Origin of the sequence: Rugamonas rivuli, assembly GCF_009380165.1 — a bacterium.
GTDB classification, from domain to species: domain Bacteria; phylum Pseudomonadota; class Gammaproteobacteria; order Burkholderiales; family Burkholderiaceae_D; genus Rugamonas; species Rugamonas rivuli.
In genome coordinates this window covers 887,128-902,352 of the sequence record NZ_WHUF01000003.1, presented here as the reverse complement: position 1 = coordinate 902,352, position 15,225 = coordinate 887,128, and the positions used below count along the sequence as shown (strand labels likewise).

Genomic DNA, 15,225 nt, shown 5'->3' with positions numbered 1-15,225 from the left:
TGTTATTAAAGTTCGTTTTCGTACGGCAAGATTGATGGATCGAGGATTATATCAAACTCCTGAAGCTGCCCCTCTTTTTCTGAAAAATACCTGCACAAAATTATGACTACCTCTTCTTCGACACCCGTGGCTCCCTCTAAAGCGTTGCCGTTGACCGACAAGGTTCTGGAGGCGCTCGCCATCACCAAACGCGGTGTCGACGAGCTGCTGATCGAAAGCGAGTTCGCCCAAAAGCTGGCGCGCTCCGAACAAAGCGGCGTGCCGCTGCGTATCAAGCTGGGCCTGGATCCTACCGCACCTGACCTGCACCTTGGCCACACCGTTGTATTGAACAAGATGCGCCAGCTGCAAGACCTGGGCCACCAGGTGATCTTCCTGATCGGCGATTTCACGTCCATGATCGGCGATCCGTCCGGCCGCAACGCCACCCGTCCGCCGCTGACGCGCGAGCAGGTCGAGCAGAACGCCATGACCTATTTCAAGCAGGCCTCGCTGGTGCTGGATCCGGCCAAGACCGAAATCCGCTACAACTCCGAATGGTGCGACCCGCTGGGCGCGCGCGGCCTGATCAAGCTGGCCTCGCACTACACGGTCGCCCGCATGATGGAGCGCGACGATTTCAGCAAACGCTTCAAGAGTGGGACTCCGATTGCGGTCCATGAGTTCCTTTATCCTTTGATGCAGGGCTACGATTCGGTCGCTTTGAAGGCCGACCTTGAGCTGGGTGGCACCGACCAGAAGTTCAACCTGCTGGTCGGCCGCGAGCTGCAGAAGGACTACGACCAGGAACCGCAGTGCATCCTGACCATGCCGCTGCTGGAAGGCCTGGACGGCGTCGACAAGATGTCCAAGTCGAAGAACAACTACATCGGCATCACCGAACCGGCTAATACCATGTTCGCCAAGATCATGAGCATTTCCGACGTGATGATGTGGAAATATTACGAACTGTTGTCGTTCCGCTCACTCGCAGACCTGGCCGCGCTGAAGGCCACCGTCGACGGCGGCGCCAATCCGCGCGACGCCAAAGTGGCGCTGGCGCAGGAAATCGTCGCCCGCTTCCATTCGCAGGCTGCGGCGGAAGAGGCGCTGAACGACTTCGTCAACCGCTCCAAGGGCGGTATTCCGGACGACGTGCCGGAAATCACGCTGCCGGGCGCTCCGGCCGGCATCCAGCAGCTGCTGAAGTCGGCCAATCTGTGCGCCTCGGTTTCCGAAGCCGGCCGCATGATCGACCAGGGCGGCGTGCGTATCGACGGCACGGTCATCAGCGACAAGACGGTCAAGATCGAGGCCGGCACCTTCGTGCTGCAAGTGGGCAAGCGCAAGTTCGCGCGCGTCACGCTGACGGCATGATCGGGCTGCTGCAACGCGTCAGCAGCGCCAGCGTGGTGGTCGACGGCGCCACCATCGGCGCCATCGACGCCGGTTTGATGGTGCTGGTGTGCGCCGAACGCAACGACACCGAGAAGGAAGCCGATGCACTGCTGGCCAAATTGCTGGGCTACCGCGTCTTCGCGGACGAGGCCGGCAAGATGAACCGCAGCGTCACCGACGTCGAGGGCGGCCTGCTGCTGGTGCCGCAGTTCACGCTGGCGGCCGACACCAAGTCCGGCACGCGGCCGTCGTTTACGCCGGCCGCCGCGCCGGCCGACGGCCTGCGTCTGTTCAACTATTTTGTCGAGCAGGCGCGGCTGAAGCATAAAGTGGTGCAAACCGGCCAGTTTGGCGCGGACATGAAGGTTGCGCTGACCAACGACGGTCCGGTGACGTTCTGGCTGCAAACGAACGCCAGGTAAAACCGTGGTTGGGAGACGGGCATGAAACTTTCAAGCGACAGCTTCCGCGACGGCGGCGCGATTCCGGCGCAATACGCTTTCGCGGCTTTGGATGCCTCGGGGCGGCAGGTCGGCCTGGCCGCCAACCGCAATCCCCAGCTGGCCTGGCGCGACGTGCCGGCCGGCACCGAGTCGCTGGTGCTGCTGTGCATAGACGGCGACGCGCCGCAGCATGAGGCCGACGTCAACCGCGCCGGCCGCATGCTGCCGGCCAGCCTGCCGCGTGGCGATTTCTTCCACTGGAGCCTGGTCGACATCCCGCCCGGCCTGCAAGCGATCGCCGAAGGCGCGCTGGCCGATGGCGTGATCGCGCGCGGCAAGCCGGGCCCGGACGTGCTGCTGGACGGTATGCCGCTGCGCCAGGGCGTCAACGACTACAGCGCCTGGTTTTCGGCCGACCCGGCAATGGCCGGCGACTATTACGGGTATGATGGCCCCTGTCCGCCGTTTAACGATGAGCGCGTGCACCACTACATTTTCCGCATCTACGCGCTGGACATACCGCGCCTGGCGCTGGGCGCGCGCTTCTGCTGCGCCGAGGTGCTCGACGCCATGTACGGCCACATCATCGACGAAGCCCAATTGATCGGCACCTACACCCTGAACCCGGCCCTGGCCGCCAAGCCACGCCGGTCCAGAAAAAAGATTGCATGAAGAACACCACTATTTTGCTGATCCGCCACGGCGAGACTTCCTGGAACGCCGTGCGCCGCCTGCAAGGCCACACCGATATCCCCTTGAATGAAGAGGGCGCCCGCCAGGCCGGCGCGCTGGCGCAGGCGCTGGCCGCCGAGCAGGTCGACGTGCTGGTTTCCAGCGACCTGCAGCGGGCGATGCAAACGGCGCAGGCCGTGGCCGACCAGTACGACAACCTGGCCGTGCACACCGACGACCAGTTGCGCGAACGCTGCTATGGCGTGTTCGAAGGCATGTTGTATGCCGAGATCGAGCAGCAGTACCCGGCCGAGTACGCGCTGTGGCAGGCGCGCGATATCGACGCCGTGATGCCATCCGGCGTGCGCGAGGCGGAAAGCTTCCGCCAGTTTTACCAGCGCTCGACCGAAGGCATCGCCGCCTGGGCGGAGCGCCACCCGGGCCGCACCATCGCCATCGTCGCCCACGGCGGCGTGCTGGAGTGTGCCTACCGGGAAGCGGTCGGCATGTCGCTCGACAGCCCGCGCGACTTCCAGGTCAAGAACGCCAGCATCAACCGTTTCACTTGGTCCGGCGGTAAGTTGGCACTCACCAGCTGGGGCGAAATCGACCACCTGAGCCTGGCCGCGATGGACGACATTATCTGACGACCGTGCTTAAAATTTTCGCACGGAAATGTTCGTTCATAACGGCAAGGCTGCACATTTGCCGAATTCATAAAAAATAGTGCTTATTATTTGAGCAGCCCTTCGGTTAAAATAGAGGGTTCCTTCTTCACGTTCAGGTATCGCCAGTGCAAATCGGCCCTCATTTACTGCGCAACAACGTTTTCGTCGCCCCCATGGCCGGCGTCACCGATCGCCCCTTCCGCCAGCTGTGCAAACAGCTCGGAGCAGGCTATGCGGTGTCCGAAATGGCGGCCTCGAATCCGCGCTTGTGGGCGACCGAAAAAAGCTCGCGCCGCACCGACCACACAGGCGAGATGGAACCGAAAGCGGTGCAGATCGCCGGCGCCGATCCGCAGGATCTGGCCGATTGCGCCCGCTTCAACGTCGAGCGCGGCGCCCAGATCATCGATATCAACATGGGCTGTCCGGTCAAGAAGGTCTGCAATGCGTGGTGCGGTTCGGCCCTGTTGCAGGACGAAGTGCTGGTCAAGCAGATCCTCGATGCCGTGGTGGGGGCGGTCGACGTGCCCGTCACGCTGAAATTCCGCACCGGCTGGAACCGCTCCAATAAAAACGCGCTGAACATCGCGCGCATTGCCGAGGACGCCGGCATCGCCATGCTGACCCTGCACGGCCGCACCCGCGCCGACGGCTACACCGGCGACGCCGAGTACGACACCATCGCAGCGGTCAAGCGCTCGGTTGCCATCCCGGTGGTGGCCAACGGCGACATCACCTCGCCCGAAAAGGCGAAGTTCGTGCTCGACTACACCGGCGCCGACGCTGTCATGGTGGGCCGCGCCGCCCAGGGCCGTCCGTGGATCTTCCGCGAGATCGACCATTACCTGCGCACCGGCACCCATCTGCCGGCGCCGTATGTGGACGAAGTGCGCGCCCTGATGGATGAACACCTGCGCGCCCACTATGCTTTCTACGGCGATTATCTGGGCGTGCGCACGGCGCGCAAGCACATCGGCTGGTATGTGCGCGACCTGCAAGGCGGCGAGGAATTCCGCCAGAGAATGAACCTGCTGGAATCCACCGAGGAACAACTGATTGCCGTCGATCAATTCTTCGAATCCCAGTGGAGTTACGGCGAGCGGTTACAATACCGCCTCCCCGAAGAATTGGAAGCGGCGTAAGACGGCGTAGAGAGCCTAAAAAAGTCGGATCAGAAGGGTAAGCGCCCGGGCCACAAGCCCTTGGAGCGATTTACCAGCGTCAACAGATTAAAACAGCGAACGATATAAAATGAGCAAAGAAAGCATCCAGGAAGTAGTCCAGAAGAGCCTCGAAGATTACTTCAACGACCTGGGCGAGCAGCAGGCATCGAACATCTACGACATGGTCGTGCTGACCGTGGAAAAACCGATCCTGGAAGTGGTCATGACGCGCGCCGACGGCAACCAGTCTCATGCCGCGCAGATGCTGGGCATCAACCGCAATACCTTGCGCAAAAAACTGCAAGAACACGGCCTGCTGTAACAGCGCGCGTTTTTCCGGCATGAGTGGCTGGGGACGGCCGCCGATGCCGCACCCGCAATACCGAATACGTTTTACCTCATATTCAACCACTAGCCCTCTCAAGCCATGATTAAACAAGCTCTCATCTCCGTCTCCGACAAAACCGGTGTGCTGGACTTCGCCCGCGCGCTGTCCGCCATGGGCGTCAACATCCTGTCGACCGGCGGCACCGCCAAACTGCTGGCCGACAACGGCGTCGCTGTCACCGAAGTGGCCGACTACACCGGCTTCCCGGAGATGCTCGATGGCCGCGTCAAGACGTTGCACCCGAAAGTCCACGGCGGCATCCTGGCCCGCCGCGATTTCCCGGAGCACATGGCCAAGCTGGCAGAGCACAACATCCCGACCATCGACATGGTGGTGGTCAACCTGTACCCGTTCCAGGCCACCGTGGCCAAGGATACCTGCACGCTGGAAGACGCGATCGAGAACATCGACATCGGCGGCCCGGCCATGCTGCGTTCGTCCGCCAAGAACCACAAGGACGTGGTCGTCATCTGCGACCCGGCCGACTACGGCGTGGTGCTGGCTGAAATGAAGGCCTCCGACAACGCCCCAGGCCACGTCAGCTACGACACCCGCTTCACGCTGGCCACCAAGGTCTACGCGCACACCGCGCAGTACGACGGCGCCATCGCCAACTACCTGACCAGCCTGGACGCGAGCCGCGCCCACGCCAGCCGCAACACCTATCCGAAGACGCTGAACGTGGCGTTTGAAAAAGTGCAGGACATGCGCTACGGCGAAAACCCGCACCAGTCGGCCGCGTTCTACCGCGACGTCGCCGCGACCGAAGGCGCGCTGGCCAACTACAAGCAGCTGCAGGGCAAGGAACTGTCGTTCAACAACATCGCCGATGCGGACGCCGCATGGGAATGCGTGAAGAGCATGGGCAGCTTCGACCAGAGCGCCGCCTGCGTGATCGTCAAGCACGCCAATCCGTGCGGCGTGGCGCTGGGCGCCAACGCGGCCGACGCGTACAAGCGCGCGCTGCAGACTGATCCGACCTCGGCGTTCGGCGGCATCATCGCCTTCAACGTCGAAGTGGACGCGGCTGCCGCGACCGAGCTGGCCAAGCTGTTCGTCGAAGTGCTGATCGCGCCGACCTTCACCGCTGAAGCCAAGCAGATCCTGTCGGCCAAGCAGAACGTGCGCCTGCTGGAAATCCCATTGGGTAACGGCGTCAACGCCATGGACTTCAAGCGCGTCGGTGGCGGCCTGCTGGTGCAGTCGGCCGATTCGAAGAACGTGCTGATCGCCGACCTGAAAGTGGTCAGCAAGCTGCAGCCTACGCCGCAGCAACTGCAAGACATGATGTTTGCCTGGCGCGTGGCCAAGTACGTCAAGTCCAACGCCATCGTCTTCTGCGGTAACAACATGACCTTGGGCGTGGGCGCAGGCCAGATGAGCCGTATCGACTCGGCCCGCATCGCTTCGATCAAGGCGCAGAACGCCGGCCTGTCGCTGACCGGTTCGGTCGTGGCGTCGGATGCCTTCTTCCCGTTCCGCGACGGCCTGGACGTGGTGGTCGATGCGGGCGCGACCTGCGTGATCCACCCGGGCGGCTCGATGCGCGACCAGGAAGTGATCGACGCGGCCGATGAGCGCGGCGTGGTCATGCTGTACACCGGCACCCGTCATTTCCGCCATTAAGACCTAGGTAGCATGCACAGTGCGGCGGATCTGCGGATCCGCCGCACTGTTTTTATATACAGCATTCAATGTTCCCGGTTACAATCCGGGAATGATTATTCTAGGCATCGACCCCGGCTTGCGCACGACCGGCTTTGGCGTCATCCACAAGCAGGGTGCCAAGCTGCGCTACATCGCTTCCGGCACCATCAAGAGTGGCGAGGGGGATCTGCCCACCCGCCTCAAGGTGATCCTGGACGGCGTGGCCGAAGTGGCCCGCACCTACCAACCCGACTACGCCGCCATCGAGCAGGTGTTCGTCAACGTCAATCCACAATCGACTTTGCTGCTGGGTCAGGCCCGCGGCGCAGCCATCTGCGCGCTGGTGTCGGCCGATTTGAGCGTAGCCGAGTATTCGCCGACGCAGGTCAAGCAGGCGGTGGTGGGCACGGGGCGCGCGGTCAAGGCGCAGGTGCAGGACATGGTGGCGCGGCTGTTGTCGCTGCCCGGTCTGCCCGGCACCGATGCCGCCGATGCGCTCGGTGTCGCCATCTGCCACGCGCACAGCCGCGAAACGCTGACCTTGATCGCCGGCGCCGACCAGGGCACGACCACGGCCGCGCGCGGTCCGCTGGCCGGCCTGCGCATGAAAAACGGCCGCCTGGTCGGCTAAACCTCCCTCTTTAAAGGCCTTAATACGATGATCGGTCGTCTCTCCGGTATTCTGCTTGAAAAAAATCCGCCGCAACTGCTGGTTGACTGCGGCGGCGTCGGCTACGAAGTCGATGTGTCGATGAGCACTTTCTACAACCTGCCCGGCGTGGGCGAGAAAGTGGTGCTGTTCACGCACCAGGCGATCCGCGAGGACGCGCATCTGCTGTTCGGCTTCGGCAACGCCGAGGAGCGGGCGGTGTTTCGCCAGCTGATCAAGATCACCGGTGTCGGCGCGCGCACCGCGCTGTCGATTTTGTCGGGCATGTCGATCGCCGACCTGGCGCAGGCGGTGACGTTGCAGGAATCGGGCCGCCTGGTCAAGGTGCCGGGCATCGGCAAGAAGACGGCCGAGCGTTTGCTGTTGGAACTGAAAGGCAAGCTGGGCGCGGACATCGGCGCCGGCGGCGCGCACGCCGTGCCGGACTCGCAATCCGATATCCTGAACGCGCTGCTGGCGCTGGGCTATTCCGACAAGGAAGCCTTGCTGGCACTGAAGACCGTCCCCGCCGGCAGCGGCGTTTCGGACGGCATCAAGCAAGCACTGAAGGCGCTGTCCAAAGGCTGATACGCCTCAATCGAATCGCAAGCGGCTCCGCCTAAGCTCGACCATCGAGCCAAGCGGAGCTGCCGATCATGGACCAAGCGATACGCTTTCCCTGGAACCACTTCCCACCCGTCTACATTCACGCGTCGGAGAATTTCGTCAAGATGCACCATGCTTATCCAGCAGCCACGGCAGGAGATACGTGGGCGGCCATGGAATTGGTTGCCGACGCGATTTCCTTTCCAGTGCTGGAGCAACTTTGGAAGCGTTTTGATGCGCAAGCCCCTGTATTGGTCAGTGTGCGTACGACGGAGGCGTCTGGTGTCAGCGTCATCCCCGATGCGATGGCGAGGACTATCTCTGCTCTTCTGCGGTGGCCCTGGGAGCGTAGGATAGTTCAGGCAAATAAGCTGAAACACGCTGGTGCAAGCGGATACGAACGGCTGCAACGCCAAGTGATTTTCAGTGGTCGAGTTTTAATTGGACTAAACTATTTGCTGGTAGATGACGTCCTCGGACAAGGCGGAACTCTCGCTAATTTGCGAGGTCACATACTTGCGCAGAAAGGCTGTGTCATAGGCGCGACGGTTTTAAGGGGCAGGGATTATTCGGCTGAGCTAGCCCTTACGGATGCAAAACTCTCAGAGCTACGGAGGCAGCATGGACACATCGAATATTGGTGGCGACAGCGGTTCGGCTTCGGATTCGAATCCCTTACCGCGTCAGAAGCCAGATTTCTCAGTCGAGCTCGCACGGCTGAAAGGATCATTGAGGGCTTGGAAGCAGTTGATGGATGAAGGCAAGGTAGAATCACTGGTGGTGAAAATAGACTCTCCACCGGAATTGGATGGTATTCCCTACCGTATGCTGACTGAGCGGGAACTGCGCCTACTCAGGATAAGCAAAAGACAGATACACAATTACATCACCCGCATACTGCAAACACCACCGAAACTTGATTAGGCAACCAGCAACTGCATGAGCATCCAGACCGACAGCTTCACCGAACAACGCATCATCGACGCGGCGCCATCGTCGCCGAATGAAGAGGCGATCGAGCGCGCCTTGCGGCCCAAGCATCTCGATGAATACGTCGGCCAGTCCAAGATCCGCGACCAGCTGGAAATCTTCATCGCCGCCGCCCGCAACCGCAAAGAAGCGCTCGACCACACGCTGCTGTTCGGCCCGCCCGGCCTGGGCAAGACCACGCTGGCCAACATCATCGCCCGCGAGATGGGCGTGAACCTGCGCCAGACTTCCGGCCCGGTGCTGGAACGTCCCGGCGACCTGGCCGCGATCCTGACCAACCTGGAAGCCAACGACGTCCTGTTCATCGATGAAATCCACCGCTTGTCGCCGGTGGTCGAGGAGATCCTGTACCCGGCGCTGGAAGACTACCAGATCGACATCATGATCGGCGAAGGCCCGGCCGCGCGCTCCGTCAAGCTGGACCTGCAACCGTTCACGCTGGTCGGCGCCACCACCCGCGCCGGCATGCTGACCAATCCGCTGCGCGACCGCTTCGGCATCGTCGCCCGCCTGGAGTTCTACAACACCGAGGAACTGACCAAGATCGTCACGCGCAGCGCCGCACTGCTGAAGGCCAACATCGCTCCCGACGGCGCGGTCGAGATCGCACGCCGCGCGCGCGGCACGCCGCGTATCGCCAACCGCCTGCTGCGCCGCGTGCGCGACTACGCCGAAGTCAAAGGCAACGGCGACATCACCAAGACCGTGGCCGACGCCGCGCTGGTCATGCTCGACGTCGACACCGTCGGCTTCGACGTCATGGACCGCAAGCTGCTCGAAGCGGTGCTGTACAAGTTCGGCGGCGGCCCGGTCGGCATCGGCAACCTGGCGGCGGCCATCGGCGAAGCGGCCGACACCATCGAGGACGTGTTGGAACCCTACCTTATCCAGCAAGGCTTCCTGCAACGCACGCCGCGCGGCCGCGTCGCCACGCCGGCCGCGTACAAGCACTTCGGCGTCACGCCGCCGCGCACCAATCCCAACGGCGAACTGTGGGATCTGTGATGCAGATCTGGGTCGACGCCGACGCCTGCCCGGCGGTCATCAAGGAAATCCTCTACCGCGTGGCCGACCGCGTGCCGCTGCAAGTCACGCTGGTGGCCAACCAGCTGCTGCGGGTGCCGCCGTCGCGCCACATCCGTTCGGTGCAAGTGCCGTCCGGCGCCGACGTGGCCGACCAGGAAATCGTGCGCCTGCTGGAACCGGGTGACCTGGTCGTCACCGGCGACATCCCGCTGGCCTCGGACGTGCTGAAGAAGGGCGGCTACGCGCTCAACCCGCGCGGCGAGTTCTACACCGACGACAACATCGCGCAGATGCTGACCATGCGCGCCTTCATGGACGAGCTGCGTGGCAGCGGCGTCGACACCGGCGGCCCGGCCGCCTTCAGCCAGGGCGACCGGCAGAACTTCGCCAACAGCCTGGACCGCCACATCAGCAAGATCCAGCGCGAGTCCGCCAGCCGTGGATGAACTGCGCGCCATCTCGACTTTCGTCAGAGCCGCCGAACTGGGCAGCTTCAACAAGGTCGCCGAAGCGCAGGGCACCACGCCGCAGGCCGTCAGCAAAACCATCCGCCAGTTCGAGCAGCACCTCGGCGTGCGCCTGTTCCACCGCACCACCCGCAACAGCTCGCTGACCGAGGAAGGCCAGCGCCTGCTGGAGTCGGTCAAGCCCAGCCTGGACGGCATGGTCGGCGCGCTCAACCGCGCCCGCAGCGCGGCGCGCGAAGACGAGGGCATGATACGCATCGCCACCTCGGGCTCGATGGCGCGCAAGATGCTGGCGCCTCTGCTGGCCGAGTTCCAACAACGCTATCCGCTGATCCAGTTCGACCTGCTGCAGGAAGACGGCTTCGCCGACCTGGTGGGCGACCGCATCGACGTCGGCTTCCGAGGCGGCAACGCGCCGGATGCGCAAGTGGTCAGCCGCCGCCTGTTCCCGGTGCAGCAGATCGTCTGCGCCACGCCCGGGTACTTGCAGCGCCACGGCGTGCCGCGCACGCTGGACGATTTGCAGGCGCACCGCTGCACCGGCTACCGCCAGCCGGGCAGCGGCCGAGCGATGGCGTGGGAATTCGAGGTCGATGGCGGCGTCGTGTTCCATCACGTGCAGACCGTCCTGCTGAGCAATGACCCCGACACGGAAATGCACATGGTGCTGGCCGGCATGGGCGTCGGCCAGATCGACAGCATCAACGGCGCCGCCGCCATCCGCGACGGGCGCCTGAAGCCGCTGCTGGTCGAGCATGTCAGTGAGCGCATGGGCTTGTATCTGTACTTCGCCCAGCGCGCCGACATGCCGGGCCGGGTGCGGCGCTTTATCGACTTCGCGGTCGAGCGGCTGCGCGACAGCGGGCAGTTTTACCTGTCCGCCGCCGAGCTGCGCAAGCACGCTTTGTAAACTTTAAGTTGGTACTGTAACGGGGTTTTGCGACTACTCCGGTTGGGGTTGCGCACCTATAGTTCACCTGTCGCCGGCGCTTCCGGCGCTTAACCAACAGGAGAACTACCATGACTCAATTATCGAACCGTGTTGCCGTCATCACCGGCGCCTCCAGCGGCATCGGCCGCGCCACCGCCAAACTGCTGGCCGCACGCGGCGCCAAGGTCGCCGTGCTGGCACGCCGTGGCGACATGCTGGAACAGCTGGTCGCCGAGATCCGCGCAGCCGGCGGCACCGCGATGGCATTGACGGTCGACGTCACCGACCAGGCATCGATCGACAAGGCCGCAGCGACCATCGAACAAAGCTGGGGCCCGGCCAACCTGGTTTTCAACAACGCAGGCGTGATGCTGCCCGCTGCAATTGAAGCGCGCGAGACCGGTCCATGGGAACAGCAGATCGACCTCAACGTCACCGGCGCGATGCGCGTGATCTCGGCCTTCGTGCCGCAACTGCTGAAGTCGGCGGAGGCGGGCGCCACGGTCGACCTGGTCAACACCTCGTCGATCGCCGCGCAAAACATCTATCCCTACTTTGCCGTCTACAGCGCCACCAAGGCCTACGTCAGCCACCTGACGCGCCACCTGCGGGCGGAGCTGGGGCCGAAGAATGTGCGCGTGTCGGTGATCGAGCCGGGCTGCACCGACACGGAACTGCAAGGCCACTTCCAGTTCCCCGGCGCGATCGCATGGCTGGAAGGGGCGAAGCAAACCATCAACTTCCTGAAGCCGGAAGACGTGGCGGAGGTGGTCGGTTTCCTGGCCACGCAGCCCAAGCACGTGAACCTGCAGCAGGTCGTCGTGATGCCGACCAATCAGGCGTCGTAATTACTTGGGGATGCGCAGGGTAGGCACGAAGCGGGTCAGGTAGATGGTCACGCCGACACCGATGGCCACCAGCATGATCTGCAACGGCAGCTTACCCACGCGCCATATCGAATAGCCCAGCGAGGCCCACATGAAGATCAGCACCCAGACCTTGCCGCGCAGCGGGATGCCCTGGCCGTTCTCGTAGTCGCGCAGGTATTTGCCGAAGACGCGGTTGGTCTGCAGCCAGTGGTGCATGCGGGTCGAGCCGCGTGCGAAGCAGGCGGAAGCCAGTAGTAGAAAGGGTGTGGTCGGCAGCAGCGGCAAAAAAATGCCGAGGACGCCCAGAGCGATGGCCAGGCAGCCGACCAGGTTCAGGAATATTTTCATGCAATCAGCCTGGTGGGGAACCGCCCCATTATCCACGCTCTGCCGCAGCGTGGATAGTAGGGGCGTCCCGCCCTGGCTTGCTTACTTGGCGACGGTACGGGTGCCGACCACTTCAACCGTCACGCGGCGGTTCTTGGCGCGGCCTTCCGCTGTGCGGTTGTCGGCCAGCGGCTGGGTTTCGCCCTTGCCCTCGGTGTAGATGCGCGTAGCGTCCACGCCCTTGCTCACCAGGTAGGCCTTGACCGCTTCGGCGCGGCGCAGCGACAGCTTCTGGTTGTAGTCGCTGGCGCCCACCGAGTCGGTATGGCCGACAGTCACCATCACCTCGGTGTCCATGCCTCGCAGCTTGAGCAGCAAGTCGTCCAGCGCGGCCTTGCCGTCCGGCTTGACGGCGGAGTTGTCGAAATCGAACAGCGCTTCAGCGGCGAACGATACTTTCTCCGATGTCGGCTGGGGCGCTTTCGGCGGCGGTGGTGGCAGCGGCGTTACCACCGGCGCTGGCGCTGGCGCCGCCTCGGCCGGCGGCGGCACGTAGACCGGTGCGCTGTGCGCCGGCCGGCCCAGCTTGTAGACCAGGCTGACCGACAACAGGTCGACATCGCCACGGTTGCCGACGGCGTCGTTGACGCGATAGCGTTCCACTTCGCCGCGCAGCGCCAGGGCTTCGCTCAGTTTGTATTCCAGGCCCAGGCCGGCCTTGGCGTTGAGCTTGCGTTCGCTATGATCGGGGCCGGTCACTGCCGCCAGGCGGTTGCCGCCGAAATGCGTGCTGGTCTTGGCGTAGTTCGCACCGACCCGGCCCAGCAGCGACAGGCGCTCGGTCAGCGGCAGTTGCGCCAGCAAGTCCAGGTTGGCGCCACGGAAGCCGGCCTCGCCGTTGAGCGTGCCGTTGCCGGACGTGGTGGCGTCGAAGCCGAACTGGCCCAGGTCGAAGTAACCCAGCTCCAGCGCCAGGTAGCGGTTCAGCTGCTTGCCGACAAACAGCTTGTAGCCGGTGTCGCGCTGGTCCGTGTTGAAGGCGGTGACGGTGGCGCCGTTCGCTTGCAGGCTGTTGGTCAGGCGCTGCTGGTCGATGTTGGCGCGCGAGCGGCCGACGCCCGCGCCCAGGTACCAGGCGCTGTTGGCCCAGTCCGGATTGACGAAAGGCTCTTCCGCTTGCGCGGCTTGCATGGCGAGCATGGCGCACGCGAGCGCGCTCAGTGTTCCTAGTTTTTTTGCGATGGTCATGATGGTGTCCCTGAGAGGTGAGCGTTTATTTGGTGATCTGGTTGTTGCGCAGCGTGACGGCGGCGGCGGTCAGCACGCGGCCGCTGAGCAGCGTGGTGTTGTCGCCGACGGTGATCGCGGCGGACTGGCCGAGGATCGTGCCTTTGAAGACGCTGTTGGCGCCCAGCGTGGTCGGGCCGACCGGCAGCCAGTTCACATTGGCCGCGGTGGCGCCGTTGCTCAGGGCGACGATGGAATTGGCGGTCGAGTTCAGCGTCAGTGCGGTGCGGAAGATGTACACGCCGGGACCGCTCAGCGTCATGGTGCCGGTGATGTTGATGGCGCCGGCGTAGCAGTACACGCCCGGTGCGAAGGTCTGGCCGCCGAGATCGACGCCGCCGGCAAAGCTGACGTCGCAGCTGCGGCCGTTGGCGTTGCTGATCGCGGTTTGCAGATCGGCCAGCGCGCCGGACAGGATGGCGCCGGATTTGTAGTTGGTGTAGCCGGCGGCCAGCGTCGGATCGGTGGTCTGCGAAGGCGAGCCGACATCGCCGGTGATCAGCGTGGTGCCGCCGGCGTTATTGGTCAGCGAGGTGCCGGCCAGTACCGCGAAGCTGGCGGCGCCGCCCAGTGGAACCGGCAGGGCGACCGGCGGCAGCACGATGGCGGACACCGTCAGCGCGGCGCTGCCCGATTTGGCGCCGACGGTGGCGGTGATGGTGGCGGTGCCGGCGGCGACGCCGGTCGCCATGCCGCTGCCGGCGATGGTGGCGATCGACGGGCTGGCCGACGTCCAGGTGGCGCTGCCGGTGACGAAGGCGGTGCTGTTATCCGAGTAGGTGGCGGTGGCGACGAATTGCTGCTGGCCGCCGATCAGGACGGTGGCGGCGGCCGGCGTGACGGCGATGCTGGTCAGCGTGGCGGCGGGCACCGTGACGGTGGTGGCGGCGCTCTTGCCGTTGCTGGTGGCGGTGATCACCGAAGTGCCGAGCGCGACACCGGAGACCAGGCCGCCGGTGCTGACGGTGGCGCTGGCCGGCGTTGCCGACACGAAGGTCGAACTGGCGGTCAGGTCAAGCGTGGTGTTGTCCGAGTAGGTGCCGACCACCGCCAGCTGGCGCGTGGCGGCGATCTGCACGGTGGGCGCTTGCGGCGTGACGGCGATGGACAGCAGCACGGCCGGCGTGACGGTCAGCGTGGCCGATGCGGTCTTGCCGTTGTAGGCGGCGCTGATGACGGCGCTGCCGACACCGGTGCCGGTGGCCAGGCCGGTGGCCGCGGCGACGGTGGCGACGGCCGGCGTGGCGGAGCTCCACGCGGCGACTACCGCTTGCGTGGAGCCGTCGCTGAAGGTGGCGTTGGCGTTGAACTGCTGCGTCGCGCCCAGCGCGATGCCGGGCGCCGGCGGCGTAACGGCCAGCGACACCAGCGTGGCGGCCGGCAGGCCGAGTATGGGATCGCGTCCCTGGTCGCCACCGCCGCCGCATCCGGCCAGCAGGGCTACGGCAAGCAGGCCGACGGAACAGACCAGGGTCTGGGTATATCTCTTCAGGGATTTCATGATGTTTCCTTTGTGCTGAAACAGTGGACCAACAAGCAGCCTTCGCGCTGGGCGTAAGGCAAGTGGTCCACGATGTCATGCCCGGCCGGGCCGGTATGTGCGCTTGCGCGCATAGCACCTTGATATCAGGAAACTTTGTGGGATTTAAACGTCGGAGCGCTTAGTCGGCGCCGCGCCGTCTTCCTTACGGCGGATACAAAAAATATAAAAATGA

At 64.0% G+C, this 15,225-nt stretch carries 17 protein-coding genes; 14 read left to right on the top strand and 3 right to left on the bottom strand.

Annotated features, from left to right (window positions below; all coding sequences use genetic code 11):
- Positions 1-102 precede the first annotated feature (102 nt).
- From tyrS to GEV01_RS14380, 14 genes are all read left to right on the top strand, one after another.
- Positions 103-1,356 (top strand): tyrosine--tRNA ligase, encoded by a 1,254-nt coding sequence (tyrS, locus tag GEV01_RS14445; protein ID WP_152805354.1) that lies wholly within the window; start codon positions 103-105, stop codon positions 1,354-1,356.
- Entirely contained in the window at positions 1,353-1,799 is a 447-nt protein-coding gene (dtd, locus tag GEV01_RS14440; protein WP_152805352.1) for a D-aminoacyl-tRNA deacylase, read from the top strand. Before tyrS ends, dtd begins: the two co-directional genes overlap by 4 nt.
- Before the next feature lie 21 nt (positions 1,800-1,820).
- Entirely contained in the window at positions 1,821-2,492 is a 672-nt protein-coding gene (locus tag GEV01_RS14435; protein ID WP_152805350.1) for a YbhB/YbcL family Raf kinase inhibitor-like protein, read from the top strand.
- Positions 2,489-3,139 (top strand): histidine phosphatase family protein, encoded by a 651-nt coding sequence (locus GEV01_RS14430; protein WP_152805348.1) that lies wholly within the window; start codon positions 2,489-2,491, stop codon positions 3,137-3,139. The genes GEV01_RS14435 and GEV01_RS14430 overlap by 4 nt, the downstream gene beginning before the upstream one ends.
- A gap of 146 nt (positions 3,140-3,285) precedes the next feature.
- Positions 3,286-4,302: a tRNA dihydrouridine synthase DusB gene (gene dusB / locus GEV01_RS14425; RefSeq protein ID WP_328595521.1), complete on the top strand. Its 1,017-nt coding sequence runs from the start codon at positions 3,286-3,288 to the stop codon at positions 4,300-4,302.
- A 109-nt stretch (positions 4,303-4,411) separates the two neighbouring features.
- A complete protein-coding gene (locus GEV01_RS14420; protein ID WP_008445162.1) occupies positions 4,412-4,645 on the top strand; it encodes a helix-turn-helix domain-containing protein in 234 nt (77 codons plus the stop codon).
- 105 nt (positions 4,646-4,750) lie between these two features.
- The gene (gene purH / locus GEV01_RS14415; RefSeq protein WP_152805346.1) at positions 4,751-6,337 is read left to right on the top strand and encodes a bifunctional phosphoribosylaminoimidazolecarboxamide formyltransferase/IMP cyclohydrolase; all 1,587 of its coding nucleotides are present in this window, start codon (positions 4,751-4,753) and stop codon (positions 6,335-6,337) included.
- A gap of 91 nt (positions 6,338-6,428) precedes the next feature.
- Complete coding sequence (ruvC, locus tag GEV01_RS14410) at positions 6,429-6,989, top strand: crossover junction endodeoxyribonuclease RuvC (protein WP_152805344.1); 561 nt, start codon at positions 6,429-6,431, stop codon at positions 6,987-6,989.
- 27 nt (positions 6,990-7,016) lie between these two features.
- Positions 7,017-7,595 carry a Holliday junction branch migration protein RuvA gene (ruvA, locus tag GEV01_RS14405; RefSeq protein WP_043479752.1) on the top strand — a complete coding sequence of 193 codons (579 nt, stop codon included), beginning with the start codon at positions 7,017-7,019 and terminating at the stop codon, positions 7,593-7,595.
- 639 nt (positions 7,596-8,234) lie between these two features.
- Complete coding sequence (locus GEV01_RS30760; protein ID WP_175023052.1) at positions 8,235-8,537, top strand: hypothetical protein; 303 nt, start codon at positions 8,235-8,237, stop codon at positions 8,535-8,537.
- Positions 8,538-8,552: 15 nt separating this feature from the next.
- Positions 8,553-9,608, top strand: coding sequence for a Holliday junction branch migration DNA helicase RuvB (ruvB, locus tag GEV01_RS14395; protein WP_008445167.1), 1,056 nt, complete (start codon positions 8,553-8,555; stop codon positions 9,606-9,608).
- Positions 9,608-10,075, top strand: coding sequence for a YaiI/YqxD family protein (locus tag GEV01_RS14390; RefSeq protein WP_152805340.1), 468 nt, complete (start codon positions 9,608-9,610; stop codon positions 10,073-10,075). The genes ruvB and GEV01_RS14390 overlap by 1 nt, the downstream gene beginning before the upstream one ends.
- Positions 10,068-11,006 carry a LysR family transcriptional regulator gene (locus tag GEV01_RS14385; RefSeq protein ID WP_328595520.1) on the top strand — a complete coding sequence of 313 codons (939 nt, stop codon included), beginning with the start codon at positions 10,068-10,070 and terminating at the stop codon, positions 11,004-11,006. The genes GEV01_RS14390 and GEV01_RS14385 overlap by 8 nt, the downstream gene beginning before the upstream one ends.
- Before the next feature lie 110 nt (positions 11,007-11,116).
- Positions 11,117-11,875, top strand: a complete 759-nt coding sequence (locus tag GEV01_RS14380; protein WP_152805338.1) for an SDR family oxidoreductase — start codon at positions 11,117-11,119, stop codon at positions 11,873-11,875.
- Here GEV01_RS14380 and GEV01_RS14375 read toward each other — a convergent pair whose 3' ends face one another.
- The 3 genes from GEV01_RS14375 to GEV01_RS14365 all read right to left on the bottom strand — a co-directional run bounded on the left by GEV01_RS14375 (position 11,876) and on the right by GEV01_RS14365 (position 15,011).
- Positions 11,876-12,244 (bottom strand): YbaN family protein, encoded by a 369-nt coding sequence (locus GEV01_RS14375; protein ID WP_152805335.1) that lies wholly within the window; start codon positions 12,242-12,244, stop codon positions 11,876-11,878.
- 81 nt (positions 12,245-12,325) lie between these two features.
- The gene (locus GEV01_RS14370) at positions 12,326-13,471 is read right to left on the bottom strand and encodes an OmpA family protein (protein ID WP_175023050.1); all 1,146 of its coding nucleotides are present in this window, start codon (positions 13,469-13,471) and stop codon (positions 12,326-12,328) included.
- A gap of 25 nt (positions 13,472-13,496) precedes the next feature.
- Positions 13,497-15,011, bottom strand: a complete 1,515-nt coding sequence (locus GEV01_RS14365) for an Ig-like domain-containing protein (protein WP_152805333.1) — start codon at positions 15,009-15,011, stop codon at positions 13,497-13,499.
- Positions 15,012-15,225 lie beyond the last annotated feature (214 nt).

What these genes read in the sequence shown, in the direction of transcription:
- GEV01_RS14380 (WP_152805338.1), top strand. Translation starts at nt 11,117, where the DNA reads ATGACTCAATTATCGAACCGTGTTGCCGTCATCACCGGCGCCTCCAGC.
- purH (WP_152805346.1), top strand. Translation starts at nt 4,751, where the DNA reads ATGATTAAACAAGCTCTCATCTCCGTCTCCGACAAAACCGGTGTGCTG.
- GEV01_RS30760 (WP_175023052.1), top strand. Translation starts at nt 8,235, where the DNA reads ATGGACACATCGAATATTGGTGGCGACAGCGGTTCGGCTTCGGATTCG.
- GEV01_RS14370 (WP_175023050.1), bottom strand. Translation starts at nt 13,471, where the DNA reads ATGACCATCGCAAAAAAACTAGGAACACTGAGCGCGCTCGCGTGCGCC.
- GEV01_RS14375 (WP_152805335.1), bottom strand. Translation starts at nt 12,244, where the DNA reads ATGAAAATATTCCTGAACCTGGTCGGCTGCCTGGCCATCGCTCTGGGC.
- tyrS (WP_152805354.1), top strand. Translation starts at nt 103, where the DNA reads ATGACTACCTCTTCTTCGACACCCGTGGCTCCCTCTAAAGCGTTGCCG.
- GEV01_RS14365 (WP_152805333.1), bottom strand. Translation starts at nt 15,011, where the DNA reads ATGAAATCCCTGAAGAGATATACCCAGACCCTGGTCTGTTCCGTCGGC.
- dtd (WP_152805352.1), top strand. Translation starts at nt 1,353, where the DNA reads ATGATCGGGCTGCTGCAACGCGTCAGCAGCGCCAGCGTGGTGGTCGAC.
- GEV01_RS14390 (WP_152805340.1), top strand. Translation starts at nt 9,608, where the DNA reads ATGCAGATCTGGGTCGACGCCGACGCCTGCCCGGCGGTCATCAAGGAA.
- ruvC (WP_152805344.1), top strand. Translation starts at nt 6,429, where the DNA reads ATGATTATTCTAGGCATCGACCCCGGCTTGCGCACGACCGGCTTTGGC.
- GEV01_RS14420 (WP_008445162.1), top strand. Translation starts at nt 4,412, where the DNA reads ATGAGCAAAGAAAGCATCCAGGAAGTAGTCCAGAAGAGCCTCGAAGAT.
- ruvA (WP_043479752.1), top strand. Translation starts at nt 7,017, where the DNA reads ATGATCGGTCGTCTCTCCGGTATTCTGCTTGAAAAAAATCCGCCGCAA.
- ruvB (WP_008445167.1), top strand. Translation starts at nt 8,553, where the DNA reads ATGAGCATCCAGACCGACAGCTTCACCGAACAACGCATCATCGACGCG.
- GEV01_RS14435 (WP_152805350.1), top strand. Translation starts at nt 1,821, where the DNA reads ATGAAACTTTCAAGCGACAGCTTCCGCGACGGCGGCGCGATTCCGGCG.
- GEV01_RS14430 (WP_152805348.1), top strand. Translation starts at nt 2,489, where the DNA reads ATGAAGAACACCACTATTTTGCTGATCCGCCACGGCGAGACTTCCTGG.